Here is a 25,390-nt window from a genome sequence, read left to right on the forward strand (position 1 = left end):
CCCAATTTGACAACAGTGTGTCAACTTCGGCTATTCCCTAATCTAGAACATTAACCTGCCTAGTAACGAGATTAATAATTCGGCTTCTCGTATCATTACGCGAAATATAAATAGGTTGTCCGGTAGAGTCGATCCAATATGAGATGGGAATCGAAATTCCACAATTACGGTAAGATCCGTCAGCATGGCTTGTCCCAATAATCATCGTGTTATATTTCACAGCAATCCTAGTGGCTTCCTCGATCCATAATTCAAATTGTTCTTCGCTGAACATGCCTACCCCAATCGGATGTGCGATGAAATCTAACGACTCAGCCTGTCCTTCCAAACCAACATATCCCTGCAGCAGCTCAACGCACAGCAAATAACCAATACTCAGGCCATCCGCTTCCGCAACTGAAGGGCGACACAACAATTCATCCATAGGAGATTTAGCTCGTTCTAAAATGATATCTCCCGAAGGAAGAATCATCAGTGCTCTATCCTTGTTGTTGCTGTTCCTATATCCTGTAATGATCAGCTTTTTATATGTTTTGGCGACTTCACACAAGGTCTTTACACTGGCTTCATCTGCTACATAACCTTCTGGATACAACACCGCGTCAAAAAAATCCTGTCTGCTCATTTCTTTGAGCAAATGCTCCAAATGTGGTTCGTGTTTAGGTTGAGCTACGAGTAATCTCATATTTCCCCTCCAACGGTTAATTAATTAGCACCTTCACCTGCTCTAAGCTTTGCTCTGCACGACTGTTCAAAGCTCTCTTATCTTTAAGGCCAAGCTCCTTAAGCTCATGTCCAGGGTCAATGACCATCGGCTGTGAAATTACATTTTCGAGGATTTGTACGGCAACTTTGCAGGCTCCAAATAACAGCTCTTTAGAGATCACTTGTTTATGAGAGCCAATAATTTCAACCAGTTTCTCTGCGTAGATCAATCTGACCAGACTATCCGCACTCATCATATTCCGCGAGGCAAAAGAAGATATCTTCTCCACAATCCAGCTGTCTTGATAGTTTCTCGATAAGGCGTCTAGTGCAGTAATTGCATCCCAATCTCGGATCGACAACTGCTCGGCGTACGCCAAGGCTATTTCATTGAGCCATTCTATCTCTTGTTCTCTAGGAATTTCAAAACTCTTATACTCCTTAAGCAAACCTGCCTTATGCATATTTAAAAAACGACCCAGAAATCGTGTGTATAACGCCTTGGCTCTTTGTGTTTCTTCTGTCATTGGGCGATCATCCTTTCACTACACAAATCATATCCGTCCGCAGGTTTCTTTTCAAACAAGAAAGTAATAAAAAAGGACAGACAGCGAAACAACTTCGCTACCTGCCCTCGGATGATCTTCGGATTTTAATACAATTACAACCAAATTTCGCATATTTTTGACCAAAATCAAGTAATTCCTCCTCAAATTCATCCGCAAATCGTGGTAAAATAGTTCCTTAGGATTATTTATATTCATACATGTTGAAGATATCACCGGAGGGAATACCATGCCACATACACTTAATAAAAATATTGATTTTTTTATAGCCGCCTTATCCCAAACTTATATCACTGCCCTACAGCTTGACCCTGATGGAATGTATTCAGAGGTAGCCTCAGGAATCGTTGAACAGTTCTCCGATGTACAGGTACGCCTTAAAAGATATGACGGCTCCGTATCACACTATGCTAGGGACAATACGAAATTCCAGCGCAATAAAGGTTAGGCGGGAATGCATGCCAAAAAGGCGCGACTGGAGAAACCATCTACAATGGTTTTTCCTCCAGTCACGCCTATGCATACTCTATATCCTGCTAGTTAAGTACAATCCATTCCCCTTCGGCATTCGCTGACTGTACTTCCGCCTCTATGATTTCCAAAGATTCTGCTGCACTCTCAGGCGTACAAATGATAATAGGCTTATCTTGAATAATCGCATCCAAGAAATAGACCAGCTCTCTGTAGTAGCCCGCATCCGGGGAAAGCTCTACCGTAAAGCCTGCTCCATCATTGGGATTCACCTTGACTCCACTACCATCAAATACAACATTTCCTCGCTCGAAGTTAACCCTGTACCCCATGTAGAATCCAAAGTCGCCCTCCAGCGTCCAGTCCACCTGAGCATTGATCACCTTTGCATCCTTATAAAAATAGTGTGTAGAAGCAATATCATATCCGCTTCCCGGTAGAACATTCCGTCCCAAAGTCGATACTTTATCCGGTCTGCCGAACAGATAGTTAATCATATCCGTATCGTGAATATGCATATCCACAATGCATCCACCGCTTAGCTTCTCATCCAGAAACCAATCTTTAGGAGCTCCTGATCCACGGTAGAAATACCCTTCCGTCACTTTACCAAATTGCTCAGTTTCCACAACTTCTTTCAAATACTCATACCCTGGCCAAAAACGAAGACATTGTCCGATCATCAGCTTCTTTCCACTGCGCTCCGCTGCTTCTACCATTTTCTGTGCTTCTACAGAAGTTCTAGCCATCGGCTTCTCACAGAAGACATGATATCCACGTTCCAGCAGCGAACAGGCCATTTCAGCATGCAAGTAAGTAGGAACTGCAATATCGATCATATCCAGTTCCTCATTCGCTATCATTTTCTCCAGATCATCATAGAGATTGTAAGCTGTTAAATCATACACTTCTTGAGCGGTATTCATATTGCCGTCCGCTTTACCGTCTTTTAATTCCTCAATTCGCAAATCACAGATAGCTTTAAGGACGATGGGATGCCCCTCTTCTGTTAAGCGAACATAATTATCAAAATGCATCCGGCCCATAAATCCAAAGCCAATCAAACCGATTTTCAACATAATAAAGCCTCCCCGTTAAATGAATAATACTCAATCAAGCGCTATCCAGGCACCTTCCAGACCAGCGGATTTTAAGCTTTGAAAGTGGTGCGTCCGAGAATGGCATCCATAGCTGCAGAAGTATTAAAAATAATTTGCTCCGTATAATGTGTGTATGACGGTATCATTTCACCGGTAACATAATTGTTGTATCCAATCTCTTCAAGCGCTTTCATAACTGCTGGATAATCCACATCTCCGGCGAGCAGATCAACAAATCCATGAAGCCCACCAGCCGTCCGACGGTAATCCTTGAAATGCACCTTTTTAATTCTATGGCCTAGAATCCGTATCCACTGCTCTGGATAACCGGAATGCACGATATTCCCAACATCAAGATAGGAACCTACATAACTGGAACCGACGGTATCAATAAAAGTACGTAATTCGAGCGGAGATAACAGGAATTTATTCCACACATTTTCAAGACCAATAGAAACGCCTGCTTGCTCAGCATCCTTGGCTAAATGACTAATCGCTTCCAGCGCTCTATCATAAGCTTTTTCATAATCAACAACTTCACAGCCCTCGATGAAATCCACACCGACAGCGCCAGGAATGACAAGAATCGTATCTACACCAAGCGCAGCTGCCAGCTCCAGTTGCTTTTTGCATACGTCGATTGCCTTAGTTCGATTCGCTTCAGATTCACTAGTCATCGCATAAGACCAATATAGACCTGTTGCCAGCCCCGCGATCTCCAGACCCGTTTCATTAATAGAATCACGAAGGATGCGTGCTTCTTTCTCAGTGGTTTGCAGGCCAAGTTCACCTGACTCATTTAATGACAGCTCGATCCCCTCAAATCCAGCCGCTTTGGCTAAACGTACACATTCTTTAATTTCTGTTCCTTCGCGAAACGACCAGATGTTTATTCCCTTTTTCATTTGAATCCTCCTCACACTTGTTCTTTTCCGTTTTTGACGTTCTAGACTTACATGCATTTTGTATCCTTTATTTATTTATATTATAATAGATTTAAAGCTCAATTTATTTAGGCGAATAAGAGACTTTTTGCATTATTCCGTTCTATTCTATTAAACATTCAGGAGGCAGTCCCATGTCTGACAAAGATCCCTCTTATCCACTGAGAAAGCAGGTACCCTCTCGTGATTGGTCACCCGGAATTCACTACGCACAATTGCAGACACTTCCCCCTTGTACCTTCGCAAGAAGAAGACTATATGACTTCGAGCTACTATATGTTCGTCAGGGCAAATTATTAACAAAGATGGATACGGAGGAATATATACTGAACGCTGGGCAGCTAATTTTCCTCTCATCTGGGGTATATCATCAGAATGCTATCCTGTCAGATTCAGATACTAAGCTTATTGGAATCCATTTTGATTTCTTTGGGGAGTCAATCATTACACATGATGAAGATATGGTAGTTAATGAGGATGAAGTCATGCACGAAAAATTTGCCTTTGAAGCCGTAACCGCTCCTTTCATGCCATTATCACAAGAACCGATCTACTCCCCACCTCCCGAATGTGTTCATGCCATGGAACAACTCGTTCATGAATTCACCATGCGGCCTGTCGGCTATGAGTGGGTCTGTCGAGGGCTACTACTTGGCATTCTGACTTCGTTGCTTCGAACGCAAAACTCCCGAGATGCAGCTAAGTCTTCAGTTCACACCGAGCGGATCAGGGCATTAATAGATGAGATAGAAGAGAGGTCAGCAGAGCGCTGGACCAATAAATCCATGGCCAAAGCCATGAATATGCATGAGGACCATTTTGCCAAGCTCTTTCGTGAGGTCGCAGGTATGCCCCCCGGAGAATACCTCCGCTCGATCCGGCATAGGGAAGCGCGTAAGCTGCTGCGAGAAACGGATTGGCCAATTGAGAGGGTCGGCGAACAGGTCGGCTATCCCGATATCCATTATTTCAGTAGGGTGTTCACGGCGAATGAGGGGATTTCTCCGCGGGCGTATCGCAAGTTGTCCCGGATTCTCTAATCATGCAAGATAGAAAAGCGAAGAGGAAACTTGGAACTGTAGGAGCGATAGCGACCGCCTGAAAGCTTTCCGCAGGAAAGCTAGCTTCGAAAGCATATGCTTTGTCTCCGAATTTCAACCGCTAACAGCGGTATAATTCAGGAAATTTGGAGACAACAGCGGCCGGAAGTCCAAATATTCTCCGTAGTTACGACTGACTCCTTAATTGTATGTCTTAAAGTGAAGTTACATATTCATGTCCATCCACACACTTTCCATTCCGTTCAATTCCAGCTCTAGTCTCAAATCGTTCTCCATCAGGATCGTCGTCTTTTGGGTCTCCGATGTGTTATTTACAGCACAATAGCGGCCCGTTTCAGGGTAAGCATGACACTCTACATTCGGATTTACGGAGAACCAAGAATACAATTGTTCCTCTTGATGTGCAGCCCAAAAGATCGCCCGGCTCAGTAATCTAGTATTCTGGATACTATACGGCAGCCCTGCAATATAAACGCCTCGACCCTGCCCAAATGAATTCACGGCAAGATTGCAGCTATTGTGGTGTACATCCAATACTTCTGCTCCAGCCTCCGCTTGATAAATCATGGTCATCCCTTCACCATAATCAATGTCGTCTTCCAGATCTTCCGTAATGAAATGCTCCTTTACTGGCGTTACCTTAGGCTTATTAACGCTTGCTGTAAAACCCATTTCCTTTTGAACACCTAAAATATCCGCTAGTTGAAAGAGAACCCCTTGATGCTCATATGCCGTTGGATCACCAATTCCAATAAAGCCACCGCCTTGATGCACCCATTCACGAATGCTAGATACCACTTTTGGATCGCTCCAATGATCTCCGCCACTCCAAGAAGTATGAACATCACCCGCGTTAATGATCACACCGATACTAGGATCAATTCCGTGTTGTCTAATATCATCAAAGCTTATAAATTCAATGTCGAAAGGCAATCCTGCGAGTGACTCCAGTGCCCCTATGTAGGAATAACATCTTTGATTCCATAAAGAGTGAGCCACTTGGTGCGTCTGCCAGCTGCGAATGTAGCCCCAAGTATTAAGAATCGCCACTTTAAACGATGCCTTATACGGCTGAGTCCCTTCAGCATTTGCATGAATTCCTTTAAACTGAGTCGCAATCTCCGTCACATGATCAATAAAATCAGGGAATTGGTACGCCAGACTTAGATATCCACCATACCCCATTCTTCCAACCGATTTACGCATAAGTGCCCGGCGACATTTTATCCAGATCGGCATGGACTCCCCAACAGGATCTCCACCTTCAAAGAATACATCTGGGAAGAAGTAAGGATAGAAACGGGCTTCGGTATCCTTAATAGGAATATCCGCGATCATACGGGTCGTAACCCCATCTCCGGCAGCCCCGACCACTGCGTCTAGCCCAATCTCGGAAAAATATTTGCCATAAGGCTCTGTTCCTGCCCAGTGATCCCCAAAGAACATAATGGCTTTCTTACCGAAATCATGCACCATATCAACACATTGTTTGGCATAACCTGCGATGAATTTCTGATTAAATTCCATCCAGTCCAAATACCTTGGCGTCGGATTCTTAAACGGTGTGTTATATCGTCCTTGATCCACAAAATCTTCCGCAGTCAGACGATATCCATAAGCTTGTTCAAACTGATCTAATGCTAATGGACTTACGCAGCTTAGATAGCCAAACCAATTAACTTGCTTCTCCTTACCTTCCTTATTAAAAATCAAGTCGAAATTATAAAAAAAAGTAGTAAAACGAACAATATCAGTCTTCGGATGCTTTGCTAGCCAATCTTTCAACACCTTCAATACATGCTCTTGAGCCTCGGAATAACGAACATCCAGTGGTAAGCGATGCTCTTCCGTCCAGTTATTCGTGATGTGATTGTACATAGAGACCGGTTCCCAAATCTGATAGGCCAAGAAACTGACGGTATATTTGTGAAACTGTTCCGCCTGCTCAAGCGTGACGATCCCCTCTGCATAACTCCAATGTGCCGAAGGTACTATTTCTCCTGTGGTCCGGTTTACAACCTGCCAATACTTTTTAATATCCACATCTGTGTTAGGAACAAATTGATCTGCAAAAAAATCTGCCATAATATCGATGGTCTTCACCTTCGATGTCACAATCAATGGTGCAGACATCAGATAAATCTGCTGTCTATACTGTGGATGCTGCTTTGCCCACTCGTTGTCCTCACGTACCAAACAAAGCGTTGAATAGATTTGCAGACCCATATCAAGAATGTCCTGCGATAGACTCGTGCCATCACTGTCACGTACAGCATCTACGCCCCATCTCTCTACAAGATCGGCTATGACCTCTTCCATTCCTGTTTCACCAGGTAGTGTAAATCTTCCTTTGTCCACACAAATTCCCTCCATGACTTTATAGTTCAGCCCTTAATTCCACCAGCGCTTATTCCTTGGAGCAATTGTTTTTGTCCTACCACATATAGGAGAATCGTTGGAATGAGTACCAAGATCAATGCGGCAAATAGTGCGCTCCAATCTGTAGCATACCTTTGAACCTCAAACAGATTGGCTAAACCCACCGGTAATGTTTTTTTGCTATCCGTTTGAATTAGAACTAATGCCAGTGGATACTCATTCCAAAAGCCCATCGCCGCCAGCATACAGACCGTTACAATTCCCGGCTTAGCTAGTGGCGCAATGATTCTGACGAGTACCCCTGTATTCCCGCAACCGTCAATCTTAGCGGCCTCTTCATAATCTCTAGGGACAGATCGTAGAAATCCGCTTAACACAAAGATCGCAAAAGGAAACTGAAGGACAGCATAGATCAAACCGAGCATTCCGCGATTGTCCAGCATCCCAAAAGAATTCACCTGAATAAATAAAGGAACCATGATATAAGAAGCTTGGAGAAAGATACAGGCCATATAAATATTAAGAATCATTTTGGAACCCCAAAACTTAAATCTCGTTAATACATAAGCTATAGGGACCACAAAAATAACTAGAATCGCAGTGGAAAGTACCACTAGAAAGATAGAATTCAGGAAATAACTTCCCATCTTGGATTTCTGAAAAGCACGTACATAGTTATCCAAGTGTAAGGCTTGTGGAAAGGAGAAAGGATCGGTTAGAAATTCCGTGTTGCTCTTAAATGAGGCTAAAAGATTCCATACAAACGGATATAACAAAACAATAGTAGCCACAATCAGAAACAGCCGAGTGATCCAATTGATAATGTTCATTTTTATAAGACTCTGTTGATTACTATTCACCCTTCTCCCCTACCCTTCTGCTCGATTTGTAAGTAGTCTGGACAGAAAAGAAAGGACAAAGGCAAACGCAAGCGTAAAGATTGCGATAGCCATGGCATAACCAAAGTTCGCATTTTGGAACCCTTGAGTGTACATGTAATGGAGCAATACAGTAGTACCACCTGCCGGCCCACCCCCGGTCATAATTGTTACGACTATAAAGCTTAAATTGATCGTACCCGCTAGGGACAGCACGAAGGTTATTCCAATGATTTCTTTTAACAGTGGGATCGTAATGCTGACAAGCTTCCGGAAATACCCTGCACCATCAATGGTCGCCGACTCGAACACATCCGCAGAAATCCCATCTATTGCAGCGATATACATCACCATATAGTAACCAACCGCCTGCCAGATCAGAGTGACCGCAACGCACCATAATGCAGTTCGGCTATCCCCAAGCCAAGTCATAGTCAGTTGATCCAGCCCAATACTTGAGAGAATATTGTTCAAGATCCCCATGTTCGGATGAAACACAAAAGACCATATGATCCCGACTACCGTCAAAGAGATAATGCTGGGGAAAAAGAATACCGTCCGGTAAAAGCCTCTCTCTTTCAGCTTCGTCTGCGTCAATAGAAAAGCAAGCACTAAGCCAAAGGCTAAGGTAACCACCGGCACGACCAGCATCAGCTTGAACGTATTACTAAGCGCTTTGAGGAACATCTCATCTTGGAACATATATTTATAGTTATCCAGAAAGATAAACTTGTTCTCATCACTCATTCCGGTTGCATCCGTAAAAGACATAAAGAATGCCCGAAAGGTTGGAATGATCATAAATAAGAGAGTCAACAGGAGCGCAGGAATGGTACATACGGCTATGAATAGCTTCGGATTTTTAGTTTTCGTTGACTTAGTCTTTATTTTTCTGTTTCTAGGAGCTACTTCCGTTAGTTGCATCTCAGACATCTTTCTCACTCCTCTTCATGCAAAATGCATCCTGTTCATAGATGTCCTTATCCATTCTTAACAGGATGCATTGGCATGAGATGCTATAAATTATTTACTAGCTGCTTTCTCTTTACGAATCTGCGCAAAAGCTTTTTCAACATTATCCATCCATTGCTCTGTGGTCATTTGACCTGTCATGACTGGCGTCATCGTATTCTTGAACATTTCAGTGACTACACTAACTTTGGAGCCCTTCGGTAAGGATTGCCAGCCTTGTAGGATAGAAATGGAACCATTATAAGCCTCAAACATGTCATATACACCTTTGGTCAAGTATGGCTTTGATAGCTCCTTCGCATCATTAAGCGCGTACGCACCATTAGCTTTTTCCGCGAATAATTTAACGGACTCATCCGTATACAGGAATTTCAAGAATTCTTTAGCCAGCTCTGGATTTTTGGCTTTTGCTGGGATGGAGAATTGCTCGTAGCTGGAAAGCACGTATTTCTGATCTCCTTTATTAAATACAGGAACCGTTGTCATCCCAAATTCAAAGCCATTCTCTCTTGGCGAATCCTTCATTTCATTTTCCATCCAGTTGCCGTTTACAATAAACAACGCTTTGCCCATCATCATATCGGTCTGCGATTGGGTATGGTTCAGGGCAACCGTGCCATCCATCAGATATCCGTCTTTAGATATTTTGTAGAAAATATCCAATACTTTTTTGATCGTATCGTTCTTAAATGAACCTTCCTCATATGCAAAGACTTTGTCTAACGTTTCTTTACCGCCCGCACTAGCAATGGCAGGATACAGAATTTCTTCCAAATAGTCTGGATAGATACCTTGGTAAGTGAATAACGCTCTCTTCGTTTTCGTTCCATCTGCATTGACCAAGAAGTTCTCTTCTTTTTTCAGCTCATCGCCTAAAGCAAAGAACTCATCCCAAGTCTCTGGAATACTCCAGCCTTTTTCCGCGAACAGTGTTTTGTTGTAAATCAAGCCCATCGGTCCAGCGTTAAAAGGTGCCAGATAGATCTTTCCATCTTGATACGGCTGAAATCTTGTGCTGTCCAGCATCCCTGGAAGGATCATATCTTTAAGCGTTTCATCTTTATCTAATGCCTTGCTTTCGAATACATCACTGATATCCAGAAGTCCTTTTTCTTTAATGAGGGAAAGCATAATCCCACTTTGCTCTGTATCCGTAACTGATAGGAAGTCAGGAGGATTACCGGCAACAATCTGTGGTCTGATCACTTCACCAACCTTAGGGTTGATCGTCATATTCACTTTTACCCCTGGATAAGTACTCTCGAATTTACTGACAATTTCATTCCAATAATCGGCGCCATATCCACCTTGGAATACAGCAATACTCAGTTCTTTGTTATCAAAATCCTTCTTAGCATCCTCTTTAGAAGTATTCTCGGCATTCGCGGTACTTGTGGCTTCCGCTGTACTCGTAGCTTTTGTTGAATTCGAATCCTTTGAGGCAGCAGGTGTATTCGTACTATTCCCACAGCCAATCAACCCCACCCCCAGCAGCGTAACTGCTAATAACGTACTCATTGTCTTTCTCATAAACGCCCTCCTTAAGATGTTCTTGCTAATGACCCAACCACAGATTAATATTGAAAACGCTTTATCTGATGACTTAAGTATAGAAGTGTTTACGTATTATTTACATTTACAATACAAACGTACCTATGTATTATCCAATCCATCTATCATTCAGGCTTCAGATACGCTTATTCATCAGAATCACATGACTTGTAAACTTAGCGGTTAAAGGAATGGATAATACTGACGATTCCATAGATTATTCTTGCTTTTCGCCCATGCATATATATTCCGTTCTTCTTTTTATGTTAACTTGTAAGTAAAGGATATCGAATGGGAGGTCACCCACCTGAGTCATAACAAAGGGAAACGGCATTTTCCTAGTCCCCCACAAATCATACGAAAAATTAAAATTCAACATCGCTTAACGGTCATTTTCTTAATCGTATCCGTGATTCCCATCATCTTTATAGGTTTCTATTCCTATACAATCTACTCCAAATCCATCAACAATAAATTAAGCAAATCTACCTTTCAGGCTTTGACGCTACTCAATCGAACGATGTTAAGCGAGCTTAATAACTATCAATATCTTGCCGGATCTGTTTCTACCAATCCTATTATTCAGGAGCGTTTATCGGCAGCACCAAATGAACCCGCTCCTAGCAACGCTACCATTAACCATGCAATGGACAATTTATATAGAACCATCTATCCGGGGTATGTACAGAACGTGCGGGTCACCGACTTCAAGAATGAACCTATCTATGAATTAGGCTACGATGGCATTCCTAATCCAAAATATGAAGAAATCATGAAACAGGTAGATCTGAATGCCCCTTATGACAGTCTTAATTATGTAAAAAGCTATCGAGCTTCTAATACGATTGTTCTGGGGCGTAAAATTTTTGATCAAAATGACATTGGCGTTCCATTAGGTTATGTGTTTGTTTTTATCGGCGGGGAGTTATTCTCAAAAGTCATTCTTTCCAGTGTGGACTTAGGAACAGGTTCTAATCTGCTTATCATGAATAGAGAAGGAATAGTGATGTCCTCCAACCAAAAAAGTACAACACTTGGAGAAGCCTATGATAAAGGTCAGCTTTTTAAACAGATCAAGGAACAAGAGGCACAGAAGAACCATTCCTTTCAAGGCTTAGTCAATGGCGAGATGCATCAGATCTCCTATATCAATAATAATCAGTTAGGCTGGTACATGATTTCTACGGTTCCCTTCTCTTATATTAATTCTGAGACAAGTAAAATCACCACTGGACTCCTTATCGTTGTCAGCATCATTGTAGTCCTTTGCATCTTAATTATCATCATCTTGTATAAAAGTATCCTGAAGCCTATCAAACAAATTATTGTCTTCTGTAATCAGATTTTTTATGGCAATTTATCCAATCGTATAGAAGATAACAGCAACGATGAGATGGGTGTTCTGGCTAATAGGATTAATAGCATGGTCAGCCGGATTGAGCAACTGATAGAGGATCAACAGAAAGATCAAAAGAGGCAGCGTTCGCTTGAATTACAAATGCTACAATCACAGATTAACCCTCATTTTTTATTCAACACTCTAAACTCCTTGCGATGGCTCGCAATAATTAACCAGGTTCCGGTGCTAAGTGATGGTATCTCTTCTCTCGCAGAATTACTGCGCAGTACCATCATCGATCAAGATGAGGAAATAACCATCAAACAAGAGCTTAACAATCTGGACAATTACTTTGCCATTCAAAAAATACGTTATGCTGATCGATTTGATGTTGAATATGATCTAGATGAATCGGTATTACTTAGTCTGATCCCTAAACTTATTCTGCAGCCGATCGCTGAGAACGCTATCATCCATGGGGTTACGGATATCGGAGGAAAAGTTCTTATTCGCATTAAGGTTTACGCAAAAAATGAATACACACTTGTTATAGAAATCATTGATAACGGAAAAGGCTTTGATACGAAAAAATCGGAAAAGGCTGATACGCTGTCCGGTATCGGAATTTCTAATGTAGCCGATCGCATTAAGCTTCAATATGGTGAGAGCTACGGACTATTCATCACAAGCTTAGTGGGTCAAGGAACCTGTTGCCGCCTGATTATCCCCAAACAAACCTACGAAGAAGATAAGGGGTGATACCTAGTGTATCCAATGTATAATGTAATGCTGGTGGATGATGAACCTATTGTAAAAGTCGCGCTCAGAACCATGATTCCATGGGAAGAGCTTGGATATATGATCTGTGCTACAGCCTCTGACGGAGTTGAAGCTTTAACCCTTGTGGAGAAGTTTAATCCCCATATCATCATTACAGATCTCAAAATGCCTAATATGGATGGTTTGCAGCTGATAAAAGAACTAAATAACAGAGGGTTTGCAGGAAAAATTCTGGTGGCAAGTAACCACGGGGAGTATGAGTTGGTTCGTGAGGCATTAGTTCTTGGCGCTGTAGATTATATGCTTAAGATTAGTATGAAGACTGCGGACCTCATCCAGTTGCTGGAGAAATCCACGCAGCTAATCCAAGAACAGCTTCAGTCCAGGCAGCAGCTAGAGACGCAATCTCAGCTATTGCAACACAATTTAAAGAGTGTTAAAAATGCGATTTTAAAAGATTATTTTACCGACCCCTATTATGATATAAACCAGCTTGAGCAGCAAAATTCCGTAACGCTCTCTTTCAGTGAAACCAGCTGCTATTTGTTCTACATTACCTTTGTGCAGAATAGCACCAGCCCAAGCAAACGAAAAAACCATCTTTCTGCATCCTTCATTGAAAATATCATCTTAGATATCCTGGAAACTGTAGATCAATTCGAAATTATTCAACTTGAATCAAATGCACTGTTGCTGCTCATCTCCAGTGATACCTTAGACAATCAGCAAATGATCCGTACCGACTTTATCCATAGAGTCATTCAGTTGATCAAAATGTATATTTCCATTACCCCTACCATTGTTTATTCCCAGCCCATTAGAGGATATGCTGAGGCGAAAGTAATGCTAGAGCGAAGTAAAGAATCCTTGGAAATCCAATTTTACAACGAAATAACGATTATTGATCCCGAGATTGTCCATTTAAATGATACGCTCGATTTCGAAAACGTTCATGAGTTCTCTACGAATTTAATACAGGCCTGGAAACGTTCCGGCGTTGAAGCAGTTCATCAAGCCACTCAAAATTTTCTTGAGACCTGCAGATCCAAACGAATAAAGCCTGCTGAAGCCAAAAAATTCATCGTCAATTGCCTGCACTATCTTCCATTATGCGATGCTCACATTATCGTTGAGGACCCCAAGCTTTTAAAAACATATATTGAGAATATTGCAAATAGCAAACGAAGCGCAGAGATTCTAACACAGATGGAGCTTTTGTTTCAATTATTCTCACATCAAAAACAACAGATTGTGACTACCCATAATAGGGATGTTAAACAAACAATTGATTATATCAATGCAAATTATCAGAAAAAGCTGACCTTATCTCTGATTGCCAAGCAGGTCAACTTAAGTGAGAACTATCTATCCCGAATCTTTAAAGAAGAAATCGGGCAAAGTATCATCCATTACATTAATACCGTAAAAATGGAGAAAGCCGCAGAGTTAATTTTAAAGGGCAACCCTTATGTCAAAGAGATCTCTACGCAAATCGGTATACATGATCAATTTTATTTCACCAGACTTTTCAAGAAGCATTTTGGAGTTAATCCGAGTGAATATAAAGATTATGTTCAAGCGACGCTTGGCTCAGGAAATTAAGATCACTTCTTTTACGACGAAAGGCCTTTGCTGTAGATCAGCAAAGGCCTTTTTTGGTATTACATCACTTTCCGGAACAATTCTTTGTTTAACCGCTCCAGCTGCAGAAGATGATGACGGTAGTGCATCTCAATAAGCAGGAACCATTCCTCCGCGCATAGTCCACCGAATCGCGGGTGAGATACGGTATTTTGTTTGGACGCTTTTTCAAGAGACGGTTCGATCTCCCTCATTCTTTGGATGACTGTATGTAACCCTTGAATTAATTGTTCTTTGCTCTCCGGCTGCTCCGGCGTATATTGGGCGGAAGGCGGAACCTGAATACGAATGGGTGGAAAGCTTCCTTGTGCAAATATAGCCGCTCCATCCTCGGTTTTCCCTACATGAGTTGCTAAGGGATCTTGGCTTGGCACCAGACATTGATCAATATTACGAAGCTGCATATACAGTGCCGAGTTAATGAGATGTTGAACCATCTGTCCGATGGACCACTCGTTTTCACTTGGCTTTTGCTTCAACTGCTCCAGATTGAATCGCTCTAATTCATGAATATAGTATGTCGCAGTTTCTTCAAAACGTTGTAAGGCTTCTTTTGTTGTATTCATTATATATCAGCTCCTGTAGTCATTGATTATCCAAGTATACAAAAACGCTACTGACAGCGTTATGTCAGTAGCGTTTTAACATTATTTCTAGTTCGTTTCTAACTTGATGGCGAAAAGATTCCGGCTCTAGCACAACCATGCCGCCTCCCCAGCCCAGCACCCATTGCAGTAATTCCGCTGGCTCTCGAACTCGAAAAGTAACCAGTAAGCCTTCCGCATGGTCCTCTATAGTTTCCATATAGAAATTGTTCGATTCCCTTACCTTATCAGCTAGGTCAGAATGGACTAAGATAAGCACATGAACATTGCGATCATCAGGAGGCTGATATACCTCCAATTGAAAATCCGCTGGCAGTATAAATTTATCTTCCAGATCAATAAGCTCCCTCATTCGGGATAACCGGAAATGACGGATGTCTTGACGCAATTCACACCAGGCGACGAGTACCCATGATCCTTGATGAAGTACAAGTCCGTAAGGAGCAACCGTACGAATACTTTGACGGTTCCCATCGGCTTCGGCGATTCTTTTGGAATAACGAAATCTTATTTTCCTTTCCTCCAATATCGCTCGACGAATGGCTTCCAAACATGCCTTTTCTTGTATTGGTGCTATATCTGCTGCGGATGCAAATAAACGAAAACTTTTGCGGATCTGTGACGCTTCACTACGGATGGCTTCTGGCAGGATAGCTTCTATCTTTGCTTTAGAACTTCTAGCCTTATTGCCATAGTGGGCATCAAACCACTGCTCGATAAAGTCAGTCCCGATAAGCAATGTCACTGCTTCATCCAGCGTGAAACTAACGGGTGGCAGGAAATATCCCTCGATTAAGGAGTAGCCCTGCCCTGGCGCTCCTATTATGGCTACGCCAGCTTCACTCAGTGCCTGAATATCCCGATAGATAGTTCTCACGCTCGTTTCAAACGTAGCAGCTAAATCCTCCGCTCGTAACACTTTATTACGCTGCAGTTCAAGCACTATAGCTAACATACGGTCCATTTTGTTCATACGGTTCTCCCTCCCTGTACACACGCGCCATTTGTAGTCCCCTTATCTATAAATCCTTTTTATATTAGATATCACAAACATTAATTTCACTTATATCACTTAAAAAGGTATAGTAATATAAGGATTATAATCATTACTTATATATAGAGTATACCCTTACAAGAGGAGAGATCATATTGGAAAGAGTAGTTGGAACAGTGGTACGTGGACTCCGCGGGCCTATCATTAACAATGGGGATAACATTGAAGAAATCGTAGTTCAAACCGTATTGAATGCAGCAACAGTCGAAGGTTTCTCGATCGAGGATCGTGACATTGTAACTGTAACTGAATCCATTGTGGCTCGGGCACAAGGTAACTATGCGACAATTGATAATATTGCTGCTGATATTAAGGGGAAATTCGGCGATGAAACCGTAGGTGTTATTTTCCCAATCCTTAGCCGTAACCGATTTGCTAACTGCTTGCGTGGTATTGCCAAAGGGGCAAAAAAAGTAGTCTTGATGTTAAGCTATCCAGCTGATGAAGTGGGCAACCATCTTGTAGACATCGACGAATTAGATGCTAAGGGTGTTAATCCATGGACGGATGTGTTAACAGAGGCTCAATTTCGTGAGTTTTTCGGCTTTATTAAGCACCCATTCACAGGTGTTGACTATATTGAATATTATAAAGGTTTGATTGAAGCTGAAGGTGTGGCTTGCGAAGTCATCTTCTCCAATAATCCGAAAACCATTTTAAACTATACAAAAAATGTATTAACTTGCGATATTCACACACGGTTCAGAACCAAACGTATTCTCATGAGCAATGGTGCTGAAAAAGTATTTGGCCTGGATGATATTCTTACACAATCCATTGATGGCAGTGGCTTTAACGAAGCTTATGGTCTGCTTGGATCCAATAAAGCAACAGAAGAAAGCGTAAAACTATTTCCAAATAACTGCCAACCTATCGTGGATGGTATCCAAGCAAAAATTAAAGAAATTACAGGTAAAACTGTAGAAGTTATGGTTTATGGCGATGGTGCATTCAAAGATCCAGTCGGTAAAATATGGGAACTGGCAGATCCAGTAGTATCCCCTGCTTACACTGCAGGACTTGATGGAACACCAAATGAAGTGAAATTGAAATATTTGGCCGATAACAACTACTCTCATCTTCGTGGTGAAGAGCTGAAACAAGCCATTTCTAAATACATCCAGAATAAAAATGATGATCTCGTTGGTGCGATGGAAGCACAAGGTACTACACCTCGTAGATTAACGGACCTCATTGGATCCTTATCTGATTTGACTTCTGGTAGTGGAGATAAAGGAACACCAATGATTTATATTCAAGGTTACTTCGATAACTATACAAAATAAGATTAGTCCAGCAAAAACGCCTTCGGCGTCCCTATAAGGACGGTAAGCGTTTATGCGAGAAATATAAGGATTATTAGCTATATCTAGATTCTTCGTTGTTATTAAATAAGTTTATTGAATAGACAAGTCATATAGGAGAAGGTTTCCCTTCTCCTTCTTTGTTGCCTCATTTTCCGATCATAAAACTTGCCCTCACTTATGATACGGCTCGGTGCGAATCCACAATTTCCGAATATTCAGCAGGACATTTCCTGCTGGATATTCGACTGCTAAGTCTACTGTACTTTCAAATTATATCCATTTGTCTGCGGCCACTACACAAAGTGGTAGTATTACTTTAAAGCCAGAATTGTACGCTATTGGTGTCTGTCTTTTGCAGATTTTCAATTATGATTTATGATCGTTCTTCTGTTGCACATGCTAAATTGGAAGAACATGCAAGAGGAGCGGGAGTGGGGACTAAAGCTGGCTACCTGTCTTTACTCGGGTTGAATCCAAAGTGTTTTTTGTACAATTTGCTAAAATAAAAAACATCTGTGACCCCCACTCGGTCAATGATTTCCGAGATCGGATGTTTGGTAGTCCGAAGAAGTAACCGTGCCTGTTTCAACCTATAGGACTCCATATATTCCATGACAGATATACCCTGTTGTTCCTTAAAAAGCTTAGACAGATGCGATCGGCTTAGATTGACATGTGCACAAATATCCTCTAGAGATACCTTGGTGGCATAACGGTCATGAATGAAGGTTAGAGCTTTAGAAATCTCTTTGCGATGTCTACTATTCCAATCCAGCTCTCCAAGCCACTCTGTAAAGACAAGCTTGAAGTCCGTGAGGCGGAAAGCCCGAAGCTGGCTAATATCCGACTTTAAGGACGCGGGGACAGCAAAACCGCTTTTCTCAATAAATTGAATCAATGTCTTTAAGTCTCCCTTAATCGATGCAGGTGGACGGCATAGATGACGAAGTAACTCAAAATAGGCCTCGATCAGGCCAGGTAAAGCCGCAACCTGAAGTCTTACATTGCCACTACCCTCCACAGATTGAAGGAAGGAATACAAATCCAAGTCTGCAACCGGCGCTGGCACATGCTTGGAGTTAACGATGCAAGCATTTTTCTCATAGAAGAAATGAACTAATTGCTGACGGGATTCTAACACTTTCTGAAAAAAACTATCTATATCGTTAAAGTCGCTGTTAATCAAGAAGGAAGCTTCGAGACCCAGATATTGCTTAGTAATGGCCGCTATATCATTAATTTTCAAGGCATGGCGCTCATCGTCAGATTCACCTAGATCAAGCACAACAAAGCGATTATCTCCCAGATGAAATAACTCATTTCCTTTATTCCATCGTTTAATTATTTCGCGCACTACATTAATTAATGCGTAAACGGCTAGTCAGCCTTGTTCTTATATTTGTTTCCTGTCCATTCTTCGAATCTTTCAATCTCCATTAATGCAAATTTGGAAGGGATGCTGAATCCCTCCTTGAACACGGAAACTGACAGACACTCGGCTCTCCGCAGAAGCTCGTATGTTGGGATTGCACGACATTGGGCGCGAATCCAATGAAAGCCAACGTCAAACCGACGATCAATTCTTTCGTGGCGTCGCTGAGGCTGCTGACAAAAGAAGAAATGGATATGATCGTGGAGTTGTTGCGCTCGCCCGTTTTCCACTCGCCATAATCGATAATATCCGCATAGAAGATCGGCATGAGGGCGGTCGTGATGCCTAGCGCCAAATAAAGCATAATTCCGCCAACATACACGATGGGGAAGAAGCTGCCCATGATTCCCTTGGCCGCGAATAATATCACATAGCCCACGATCAAAGTTAACCCTGCGACCTGGAACGCCGCTTTCTTCGATAGCTTTTTCATGAGTTTCGGGAATAAGGTCATCATCAACACTTGCGACAAACCTACGGTAATTCCGAATGTGGCGAACATGCCTTCGTTACCCATGTTGTATTTAAAGAAATAGAGTGCGGTGCCCATCGTGATAAATACCCCGACGTTCAAGAAGAAGTTCACGATGAGCAGGATAAGTAGCTGATCGTTGCGCGACACGGTCTTAATGATGTCTCTTAGCTTCAACTGCTCAGTTGATTCAGCTGTGACCCGTTCTTTGTATTTGTTAATGAAGAATAGATTGCTGACGAAAAATAAGGCGGCGAATAGAAGCCCCAACCGTAAATAGCCTTGCGCTTGGGTGACGGCAATGACCGCGATCAGCGGCAATACGGCGCCAACGGTCGTGAAATCCCCCAGCACTCCGCCGATCGCCGGAATGACGGAAAGTTTGCGCCTCTCTTCTACATTGCGTGTTAATGTCGGGAACACCGAACCCAGAGCCGTGCCGAATACGGTACTGAACAAGCCCCACATCACGTACACGATCGATACGTAAACTAACAGCCGCGCCCCGGTAAATCCGGTATTCGTGAACATTAAAACGGCGGTCGGCGGCATCAGGAGCGTGCCGACCAGCAGCCAGGGCTTTATTTTGCCCCAGCGGCTGTTCGTGCGGTCGATGACGACGCCCATCACCGGAGCTACGCACATATTGAGTATTTTGACGGCAAAAACAGAGAGCCGATGAAAGCTACGGGAACAAGAGTGACATCGCTGAAGAAAATCATAATGTACGAAGATACGAACCCGCCGAGCAGCCCGTTGCCGAAAGCATTCACCCCGTACAACCACTTGAAGCCTAAACTTGTCTTTTCCTCCATACTGTACCTCACTCCGTTTCCTTAAGTTCGGTAAATACGACGTTGAATGATTCGCCCTCATCCGCTATACGATCAAAGATTAACTGGCCCTTCTCGTAAACCTTGAGTCTTCTGCCGTACTCGCTTCTGTTGACTTCCAAGTCGAATGTCGTTTGGAATGCCTTCACATTCCGCAAAGCAGCCTCATTCCATGTGCTGGGAAGATGCGGATTGCAAGTCATCGTCTTAAACCCGGTCGGCCTAATTTCAAACAAACCTTCGGTGAAAATACGGGCATAGAGGCCGCTCTCTGCTGACAGATGGCGCGCTGATTGCCTTCCGGATAGGCTTCGACCGATTAAGGTACGTGCTCACCCAGCAACCGCTGCTTCGTCATATGCGTAAGATGCTACAATGCGAGATCCGGCTCGCCCGCGGTAAACACCCCTCGGAGCGCATACAGCGTCGAACGGTACCAGAACGTCTCCTTGCCCGCTTGCGAGCTGAGGCCATTGCTTCCCAATAGTCTAGGCGAGAACAACGCCTGCAGCGTGCCAGCTTTACGCTCGTAAATCACCATCGTAAGCGGTTCTTAGTACCTCGTTGCCTTTATAGTAGCGATAGGTTTCATAACCTTCCACGCGCTCGCCGAAATACGCTTCGATAGCTAACTTTAGCAGTACCGCCTCTTCCGAAAGCTTTCTCACGACATCTTGGTTTTCCCCAAGCTCCTTCGCCAGCAGGGAAGCGTTGTGGAGTGTGTCATAGAGCAAGCAGGAAGTGAACAAGTTGGCCTCTCCCGATTCAAACCGGTTCTCGAGCTCATCCGAATCGCTGCGGATGACGCCTTCCGTGGTCTTCTGCCGCAGGGAGAACTCGATCGCCCACGCTATTCCCGGCCACAGCTTTCTCGCCACCGTCCGGCCTCCGTATGCGAAGCAGAACTTGGCGGCACCGTATGCGAACATCGCGGCGTCTCCACGATCTCCCGCTCCATTCAAGTAATCTTCCCCTTCCGCGATAATGCTCGACACAAGCGGCTCTTATACTCGGGGTCCATACGGTCCATATAGAGCGAATAGCAATTGATACTCCGCTCAATGCCCGCGTCAAAGCCCAGAAAGGGGAGGAACGGATTCATGTATTCGAATTGATCGTTCGTCTATAAAGCCGCATAATAGCTTCCGCCTCCGGGTCCGTGCATAAGTCCGTTTCGTCCGAAAAATGCTTTCGCTGCCGCGCACCTTGGCGAAATTAAATGCGGTGTTTAGAACCGGATCCAGCGTCTCCAGCTTCAAAGAGCCCAGCCACTCGTCCACAAGCGCGAGTCTTGCGCGCTCCTCTTCGGCGGAGTGGACTGTAATCGCCTGCTGTTCTTTCGTTGCGGCAAACACTACATAATAGGTAAATTTTTGCTCTCCGATAAGTCGGATCGGTGAAGTGGCAGAAGCACCAACAGTACGCTGCATCGTCGAATAAGTCTAGTGCTTGCAATGCTTTGAATAATAAAGGTATACTCCATTTATCGCGTGCCATCTGGTTGATAGGCAAGCACAGATAGATAACACTATGAATAAGCGGGGGTAATGGAGTGGACAAACCAACAACAAGACAACGCATACTAATAGAAGCGGAAAAACAATTTATTACGCTCGGGATTGCAAATGTACAAATGACAGATATTGCAGCAGCTATTAATATCAATAGAAGAACTCTGTATCGTTATTTCCCCACGAAGGATGAATTAGCCTTTGAAATTGAGGTCATGGTGATGAAGCAACTTCAGGACTATCTCACATTGGATTTAGGAGATATGAACGGCAAAACCGGTTTCGAAAAAGTAACAGCGTATTTTTTTCGGGTTGATCTTGAAACCGTCAAAGAACAGATCAAGTTCACTGCCGAGTTCGACCGATATTTTCAGGGGAATTATCCTAATCCAGAGTTGGAGCAATCGTTTATAGAAGCTTTAAATCCAAATCAGGACCAGCTATTTCTTTATATTCGCGATGGCGTGACAGATGGCTCCATTCGTAATGATATGACAGCCGAAGAGTTGTATCACTTTATTAGCCACAGTTTTATCTCCCTCTTCCAACGGCTAATTCTGAGAGAGAACCACTTGAAGTATGAATATTGCGATAATATTGATTTTCACAAATCATTTCAGAAGATTATACTAACCGGAATACAGCGCACATAAAAATTGGAGTTTATCAACTTCGATTTCATGTGCGCTGACATAGCTGTTATTCAATAGCTATGGAGTTAGAATGACTCTTACAACTCCGCAATACGGTGTGGCCCAGAAACTTCCGAACACGGCTTCATCTCCATTTCGAGTTCGCGTTGGTACAAATTCACCTGATTCGGTTAAATATCCTTCCTCTATAGTAAGATAGTCCACAGGGGTTGATACTAGCGACATTTTCATAGCATCCAACCATCCAGGCCCTGACCCAGGAACCATAAAGAGATGAAAGTTGCCTGCTAAGTAAAATTCTTGTGGTCCGGCTTCAATAATAAGCCCGTGTCTAGGTCGTCCTGCAGTCAACTGAGGATTACGGGTATGTCTATGATCCTTGTGATCGCTCAATGGGCCCATATCGATAAAAGGTACTGCTCCGATGTAGTCTTCGAATTCAAAACTCTGATTCATTTGATAATCCTCTTCTACGACGGCATGAATTTTGCCTGTACCTTGATACTTCTGAATCAACGGCAATAAACTCATTACACTACGGAAGCTTTCGACGAATAATACGGCATCTTCCATCAGATTGCCTTCCCCATCTAGGACGTTGTCTACGCCAAAACAGAAATAACCGATCGCATCGTAATCAGCCAAAGCTCGAAGCATATTTCGCGCGTTAAGCCCGTCTGTGCCGGATTCCGGAACGAATAAAGGATTGTCAAACCGACGATAGTCTTCGCATACAACTCTGTAGTCACTATAATTAACATTGTAAATATCCGGTGCGATCAGATCCAGATTAGGCGCTGTAAATTTCCAAATATCTAACGTGTTTCTAGTAGGCCCGCCAGCGGGATAGAAGCCTGGAATCGGCCAACCTGGAAACGAGATCCATGCATTAGTATACAATGGGATATTATATACTGCACGACCTGCTGCAGCGATATGATCAATATATTTGGCAATAGAGCAAGCTGTGCAGAACTCGCCACCCGAGGCGCCAAAGATGTCCTTCCAGCTCCCTTGTTCTTTGAAACCGTTCTTCTTCCAAGCGTCCCAGGTATGGCCCTTCCCTAGCCCCTTCACATGTTCGAGGAGCTGAGGAGCGACAGGCCCAATATATGCGGCTTCCGCCTCAGGCCCATAATCTCTATCGCAGCCAAGAATACCCGGTTCATTCTCCACCTGCACCGCAATAATCGTCTGTGTGTCACCATCTACTTCTTTTAGATGCTTCATCAATGCGCAGAACGCTCTCGTATCCGCCTGCAGCGCTTCCTCACTAAAGGCTGAAAGGATATTCATAGGGGCGCCATCACTGCGAAGCACTCTAGAAAATCGCTTCTTGTCTGTCTTTACCCAGCCCGGGCAATAACGCATCTCGCCATTTTTCCAAGTTGCAAACCACAACACGATAAGGTGTAAATCATGCTTTCGGCACTCTTCCAGAAGCATATCAACCGAAGAAAAATCAAATTGCCCTTCCTGCGGCTCAACGTTATCCCAATAAACCGGAGCTTCCAGCGTATTGCCTTCTAATGTCTTGATGCCCGCAATAGCAGATGCCAATTCTTCCGCATTATACGCGCTGGAGTTTTTCGACTGACCTCCCATTGGCATAAATGGTTTTCCCTTTACTTTAAACATATCAACATCTCCTATTCTTCTATATAAATTGAAGTAATTCCGAATTAAACTTATGTCGATATCATCTTGAGCTACAAATCACTTGTAGCATTAACCTTAGATGTAATTTTCTTTTCGTTGTATTTAAGAAGTGCCAATAAGGAAAAAAGAGCAACTACGGCTGCAATAATAACAGATATTCTGATCCCGGAATCATTCTCAATCGATTTCCCGATCGCCAATATGGTGGGTAGTAGAATGACAGATAATGCAGTGCCAAATTTCGTAAGAAATGAGCGTACGCCAAAGTACAGCGCTTCCTTGTTTTCCCCACTTTGACTAGCGTCATATACAGCACAATCCGCAATGATAGCATTCGGTAATATACCTGATATCGCCGCAGGAACCGCAGACAGAACAATAATGGGAATAAGCTGCAGAAAACCGCTAAATGGAAGTTTCCCCATAAACGATATATAGATGAAAGAAATAATAAGAAACAGAAACGAAACAATCATCAATTTCTTCTTGCCGTACTTTTTACTAAGTCCGTTGACTAGTGGATAGAGCATAAAAGAAAGTACGCCGACCGCAGTTACAATTAATCCGACATGATTCTCCTTCTCCCTTGCGAGTACCGTAATATAGTAGACAAGTGAAGATTGGAAGAACCCGTTCGTAAACCAATAACCCAGCTCGCTTATTAAGAAATATCGGAAATCCCGATTTTTAAAAACAGCTTTAACCGACGTTTTGATATCCAGGCTTGTCGCATTAGTCGAACCGTATTTCGTCTCATCAATCGTATATGCAGGTATGAGCATGAGGATGAAGGCCAGAATTGCAAGCGCTCCGAACGTCCACTGAATCGATGCTGTCTTTGAAATGTCAAAGACAGCCATAGTTGTCTCCCAAATACTTGGTGCAAAGGTTGCTAGTATAAGCCCTAGAAACCAGGTTACCGAAATATATGTCGACAGATCTATGCGCTCTTCCGTAGAACGGCCCAATTCGCCAAGGAGTGCGGTATACGGTATCACATAACAAGTAAACGCTACATAGTAGATCGGTATTATGAGGAGAAGCCAGAAAGAGTTAATAGTATGGACTTGGTTTTGAAAAGGCACGATAAATATGCATACGAGCAAAAGTGCGCAAGGCAGTGCGCTTCGTCTCATAAACGGTGTCCTTCTTCCAAGGCGGTGCCTGCTTCTATCACTTAAATTTGCAATCCATAGATCGGTCACTGCATTGATTATCGTAGCTAATCCCATAATGACGCCAATAATTGTAACACCCATAAAGACACTGCCCTGTGGAATCGCCACTTGAATACCCGATTCTTCAGGCGGTAAATAAAAATAGATGAGCCATGTCCCGATGATTCCGGCCAGAATCGACCAACCTAACTGCCCAAGTGAGTATAAAATCATTATCTTCCTGGGTAACTTCTTCACCAATGACCTCCTTTGTCATATTGCCCGCCAACGGTATGCCACACGTGTGGCGTACGTGTATT

At 43.1% G+C, this 25,390-nt stretch carries 24 protein-coding genes; 7 read left to right on the forward strand and 17 right to left on the reverse strand.

All coding sequences use genetic code 11. From position 1 onward, the window contains the following. Positions 1–37: 37 nt before the first annotated feature. Both L1028_RS06665 and L1028_RS06670 read right to left on the reverse strand, forming a co-directional pair. Positions 38–685 (reverse strand): hypothetical protein, encoded by a 648-nt coding sequence (locus L1028_RS06665; RefSeq protein ID WP_234532451.1) that lies wholly within the window; start codon positions 683–685, stop codon positions 38–40. 16 nt (positions 686–701) lie between these two features. Continuing rightward, positions 702–1,232: a hypothetical protein gene (locus L1028_RS06670; protein WP_234532453.1), complete on the reverse strand. Its 531-nt coding sequence runs from the start codon at positions 1,230–1,232 to the stop codon at positions 702–704. A 268-nt stretch (positions 1,233–1,500) separates the two neighbouring features. Between L1028_RS06670 and L1028_RS06675 the strand changes: the two genes are divergently transcribed. Then, a complete protein-coding gene (locus tag L1028_RS06675) occupies positions 1,501–1,719 on the forward strand; it encodes a hypothetical protein (RefSeq protein ID WP_234532456.1) in 219 nt (72 codons plus the stop codon). Positions 1,720–1,807: 88 nt separating this feature from the next. On the opposite strand, the gene L1028_RS06680 is transcribed toward L1028_RS06675, so the two are convergent. Both L1028_RS06680 and L1028_RS06685 read right to left on the reverse strand, forming a co-directional pair. Further along, entirely contained in the window at positions 1,808–2,821 is a 1,014-nt protein-coding gene (locus L1028_RS06680) for a Gfo/Idh/MocA family protein (RefSeq protein ID WP_234532458.1), read from the reverse strand. Positions 2,822–2,892: 71 nt separating this feature from the next. Beyond that, complete coding sequence (locus L1028_RS06685) at positions 2,893–3,747, reverse strand: sugar phosphate isomerase/epimerase family protein (protein WP_234532460.1); 855 nt, start codon at positions 3,745–3,747, stop codon at positions 2,893–2,895. A gap of 173 nt (positions 3,748–3,920) precedes the next feature. On the opposite strand from L1028_RS06685, the gene L1028_RS06690 reads away from it, so the two are divergent. Beyond that, the gene (locus L1028_RS06690) at positions 3,921–4,826 is read left to right on the forward strand and encodes a helix-turn-helix transcriptional regulator (RefSeq protein WP_234532462.1); all 906 of its coding nucleotides are present in this window, start codon (positions 3,921–3,923) and stop codon (positions 4,824–4,826) included. A gap of 225 nt (positions 4,827–5,051) precedes the next feature. Here L1028_RS06690 and gnpA read toward each other — a convergent pair whose 3' ends face one another. From gnpA to L1028_RS06710, 4 genes are all read right to left on the reverse strand, one after another. Then, on the reverse strand, positions 5,052–7,205 hold the full coding sequence (gene gnpA / locus L1028_RS06695) for a 1,3-beta-galactosyl-N-acetylhexosamine phosphorylase (RefSeq protein ID WP_234532464.1): 2,154 nt from the start codon (positions 7,203–7,205) through the stop codon (positions 5,052–5,054). A 26-nt stretch (positions 7,206–7,231) separates the two neighbouring features. Further along, positions 7,232–8,056 (reverse strand): carbohydrate ABC transporter permease, encoded by an 825-nt coding sequence (locus L1028_RS06700; protein WP_149647056.1) that lies wholly within the window; start codon positions 8,054–8,056, stop codon positions 7,232–7,234. A gap of 39 nt (positions 8,057–8,095) precedes the next feature. Then, positions 8,096–9,037 (reverse strand): carbohydrate ABC transporter permease, encoded by a 942-nt coding sequence (locus L1028_RS06705; RefSeq protein WP_234532466.1) that lies wholly within the window; start codon positions 9,035–9,037, stop codon positions 8,096–8,098. A 90-nt stretch (positions 9,038–9,127) separates the two neighbouring features. Continuing rightward, positions 9,128–10,606: a carbohydrate ABC transporter substrate-binding protein gene (locus L1028_RS06710; protein ID WP_234532468.1), complete on the reverse strand. Its 1,479-nt coding sequence runs from the start codon at positions 10,604–10,606 to the stop codon at positions 9,128–9,130. Between the two features lie 28 nt (positions 10,607–10,634). Here L1028_RS06710 and L1028_RS06715 point away from each other — a divergent pair, with 28 nt between their 5' ends. The 3 genes from L1028_RS06715 to L1028_RS06725 all read left to right on the forward strand — a co-directional run bounded on the left by L1028_RS06715 (position 10,635) and on the right by L1028_RS06725 (position 14,348). Then, a complete protein-coding gene (locus L1028_RS06715; RefSeq protein ID WP_234532470.1) occupies positions 10,635–10,814 on the forward strand; it encodes a hypothetical protein in 180 nt (59 codons plus the stop codon). Between the two features lie 222 nt (positions 10,815–11,036). Beyond that, positions 11,037–12,725, forward strand: coding sequence for a sensor histidine kinase (locus L1028_RS06720; RefSeq protein ID WP_234532473.1), 1,689 nt, complete (start codon positions 11,037–11,039; stop codon positions 12,723–12,725). Between the two features lie 15 nt (positions 12,726–12,740). Further along, positions 12,741–14,348, forward strand: a complete 1,608-nt coding sequence (locus L1028_RS06725; protein WP_234532576.1) for a response regulator transcription factor — start codon at positions 12,741–12,743, stop codon at positions 14,346–14,348. A 59-nt stretch (positions 14,349–14,407) separates the two neighbouring features. On the opposite strand, the gene L1028_RS06730 is transcribed toward L1028_RS06725, so the two are convergent. After that, positions 14,408–14,953 carry a DinB family protein gene (locus L1028_RS06730; RefSeq protein ID WP_234532475.1) on the reverse strand — a complete coding sequence of 182 codons (546 nt, stop codon included), beginning with the start codon at positions 14,951–14,953 and terminating at the stop codon, positions 14,408–14,410. Between the two features lie 64 nt (positions 14,954–15,017). Beyond that, positions 15,018–15,965: a helix-turn-helix transcriptional regulator gene (locus L1028_RS06735; RefSeq protein WP_234532477.1), complete on the reverse strand. Its 948-nt coding sequence runs from the start codon at positions 15,963–15,965 to the stop codon at positions 15,018–15,020. A gap of 176 nt (positions 15,966–16,141) precedes the next feature. On the opposite strand from L1028_RS06735, the gene L1028_RS06740 reads away from it, so the two are divergent. Beyond that, positions 16,142–17,332 (forward strand): coenzyme F420-0:L-glutamate ligase, encoded by a 1,191-nt coding sequence (locus tag L1028_RS06740; RefSeq protein WP_234532478.1) that lies wholly within the window; start codon positions 16,142–16,144, stop codon positions 17,330–17,332. A gap of 469 nt (positions 17,333–17,801) precedes the next feature. On the opposite strand, the gene L1028_RS06745 is transcribed toward L1028_RS06740, so the two are convergent. The 5 genes from L1028_RS06745 to L1028_RS06765 all read right to left on the reverse strand — a co-directional run bounded on the left by L1028_RS06745 (position 17,802) and on the right by L1028_RS06765 (position 21,520). Next, a complete protein-coding gene (locus L1028_RS06745; RefSeq protein ID WP_234532481.1) occupies positions 17,802–18,707 on the reverse strand; it encodes a helix-turn-helix transcriptional regulator in 906 nt (301 codons plus the stop codon). 82 nt (positions 18,708–18,789) lie between these two features. Continuing rightward, positions 18,790–20,133 carry a glycoside-pentoside-hexuronide (GPH):cation symporter gene (locus L1028_RS06750; protein WP_279306836.1) on the reverse strand — a complete coding sequence of 448 codons (1,344 nt, stop codon included), beginning with the start codon at positions 20,131–20,133 and terminating at the stop codon, positions 18,790–18,792. Continuing rightward, a complete protein-coding gene (locus L1028_RS06755) occupies positions 20,081–20,326 on the reverse strand; it encodes a hypothetical protein (protein WP_234532484.1) in 246 nt (81 codons plus the stop codon). The genes L1028_RS06750 and L1028_RS06755 overlap by 53 nt, the downstream gene beginning before the upstream one ends. 285 nt (positions 20,327–20,611) lie before the next feature. Further along, positions 20,612–21,052 carry a hypothetical protein gene (locus L1028_RS06760; RefSeq protein WP_234532486.1) on the reverse strand — a complete coding sequence of 147 codons (441 nt, stop codon included), beginning with the start codon at positions 21,050–21,052 and terminating at the stop codon, positions 20,612–20,614. Between the two features lie 108 nt (positions 21,053–21,160). After that, on the reverse strand, positions 21,161–21,520 hold the full coding sequence (locus L1028_RS06765; RefSeq protein ID WP_234532488.1) for a hypothetical protein: 360 nt from the start codon (positions 21,518–21,520) through the stop codon (positions 21,161–21,163). Between the two features lie 122 nt (positions 21,521–21,642). On the opposite strand from L1028_RS06765, the gene L1028_RS06770 reads away from it, so the two are divergent. Continuing rightward, positions 21,643–22,254: a TetR/AcrR family transcriptional regulator gene (locus L1028_RS06770; RefSeq protein WP_234532490.1), complete on the forward strand. Its 612-nt coding sequence runs from the start codon at positions 21,643–21,645 to the stop codon at positions 22,252–22,254. A 57-nt stretch (positions 22,255–22,311) separates the two neighbouring features. Here L1028_RS06770 and L1028_RS06775 read toward each other — a convergent pair whose 3' ends face one another. Then, positions 22,312–23,892: a DUF5597 domain-containing protein gene (locus L1028_RS06775; RefSeq protein ID WP_234532492.1), complete on the reverse strand. Its 1,581-nt coding sequence runs from the start codon at positions 23,890–23,892 to the stop codon at positions 22,312–22,314. A gap of 71 nt (positions 23,893–23,963) precedes the next feature. After that, the gene (locus L1028_RS06780) at positions 23,964–25,328 is read right to left on the reverse strand and encodes an MFS transporter (RefSeq protein WP_234532494.1); all 1,365 of its coding nucleotides are present in this window, start codon (positions 25,326–25,328) and stop codon (positions 23,964–23,966) included. Between the last annotated feature and the right edge of the window lie 62 nt (positions 25,329–25,390).

This window comes from Paenibacillus pseudetheri (assembly GCF_924513355.1).
Classification (GTDB): domain Bacteria; phylum Bacillota; class Bacilli; order Paenibacillales; family Paenibacillaceae; genus Paenibacillus_AQ; species Paenibacillus_AQ pseudetheri.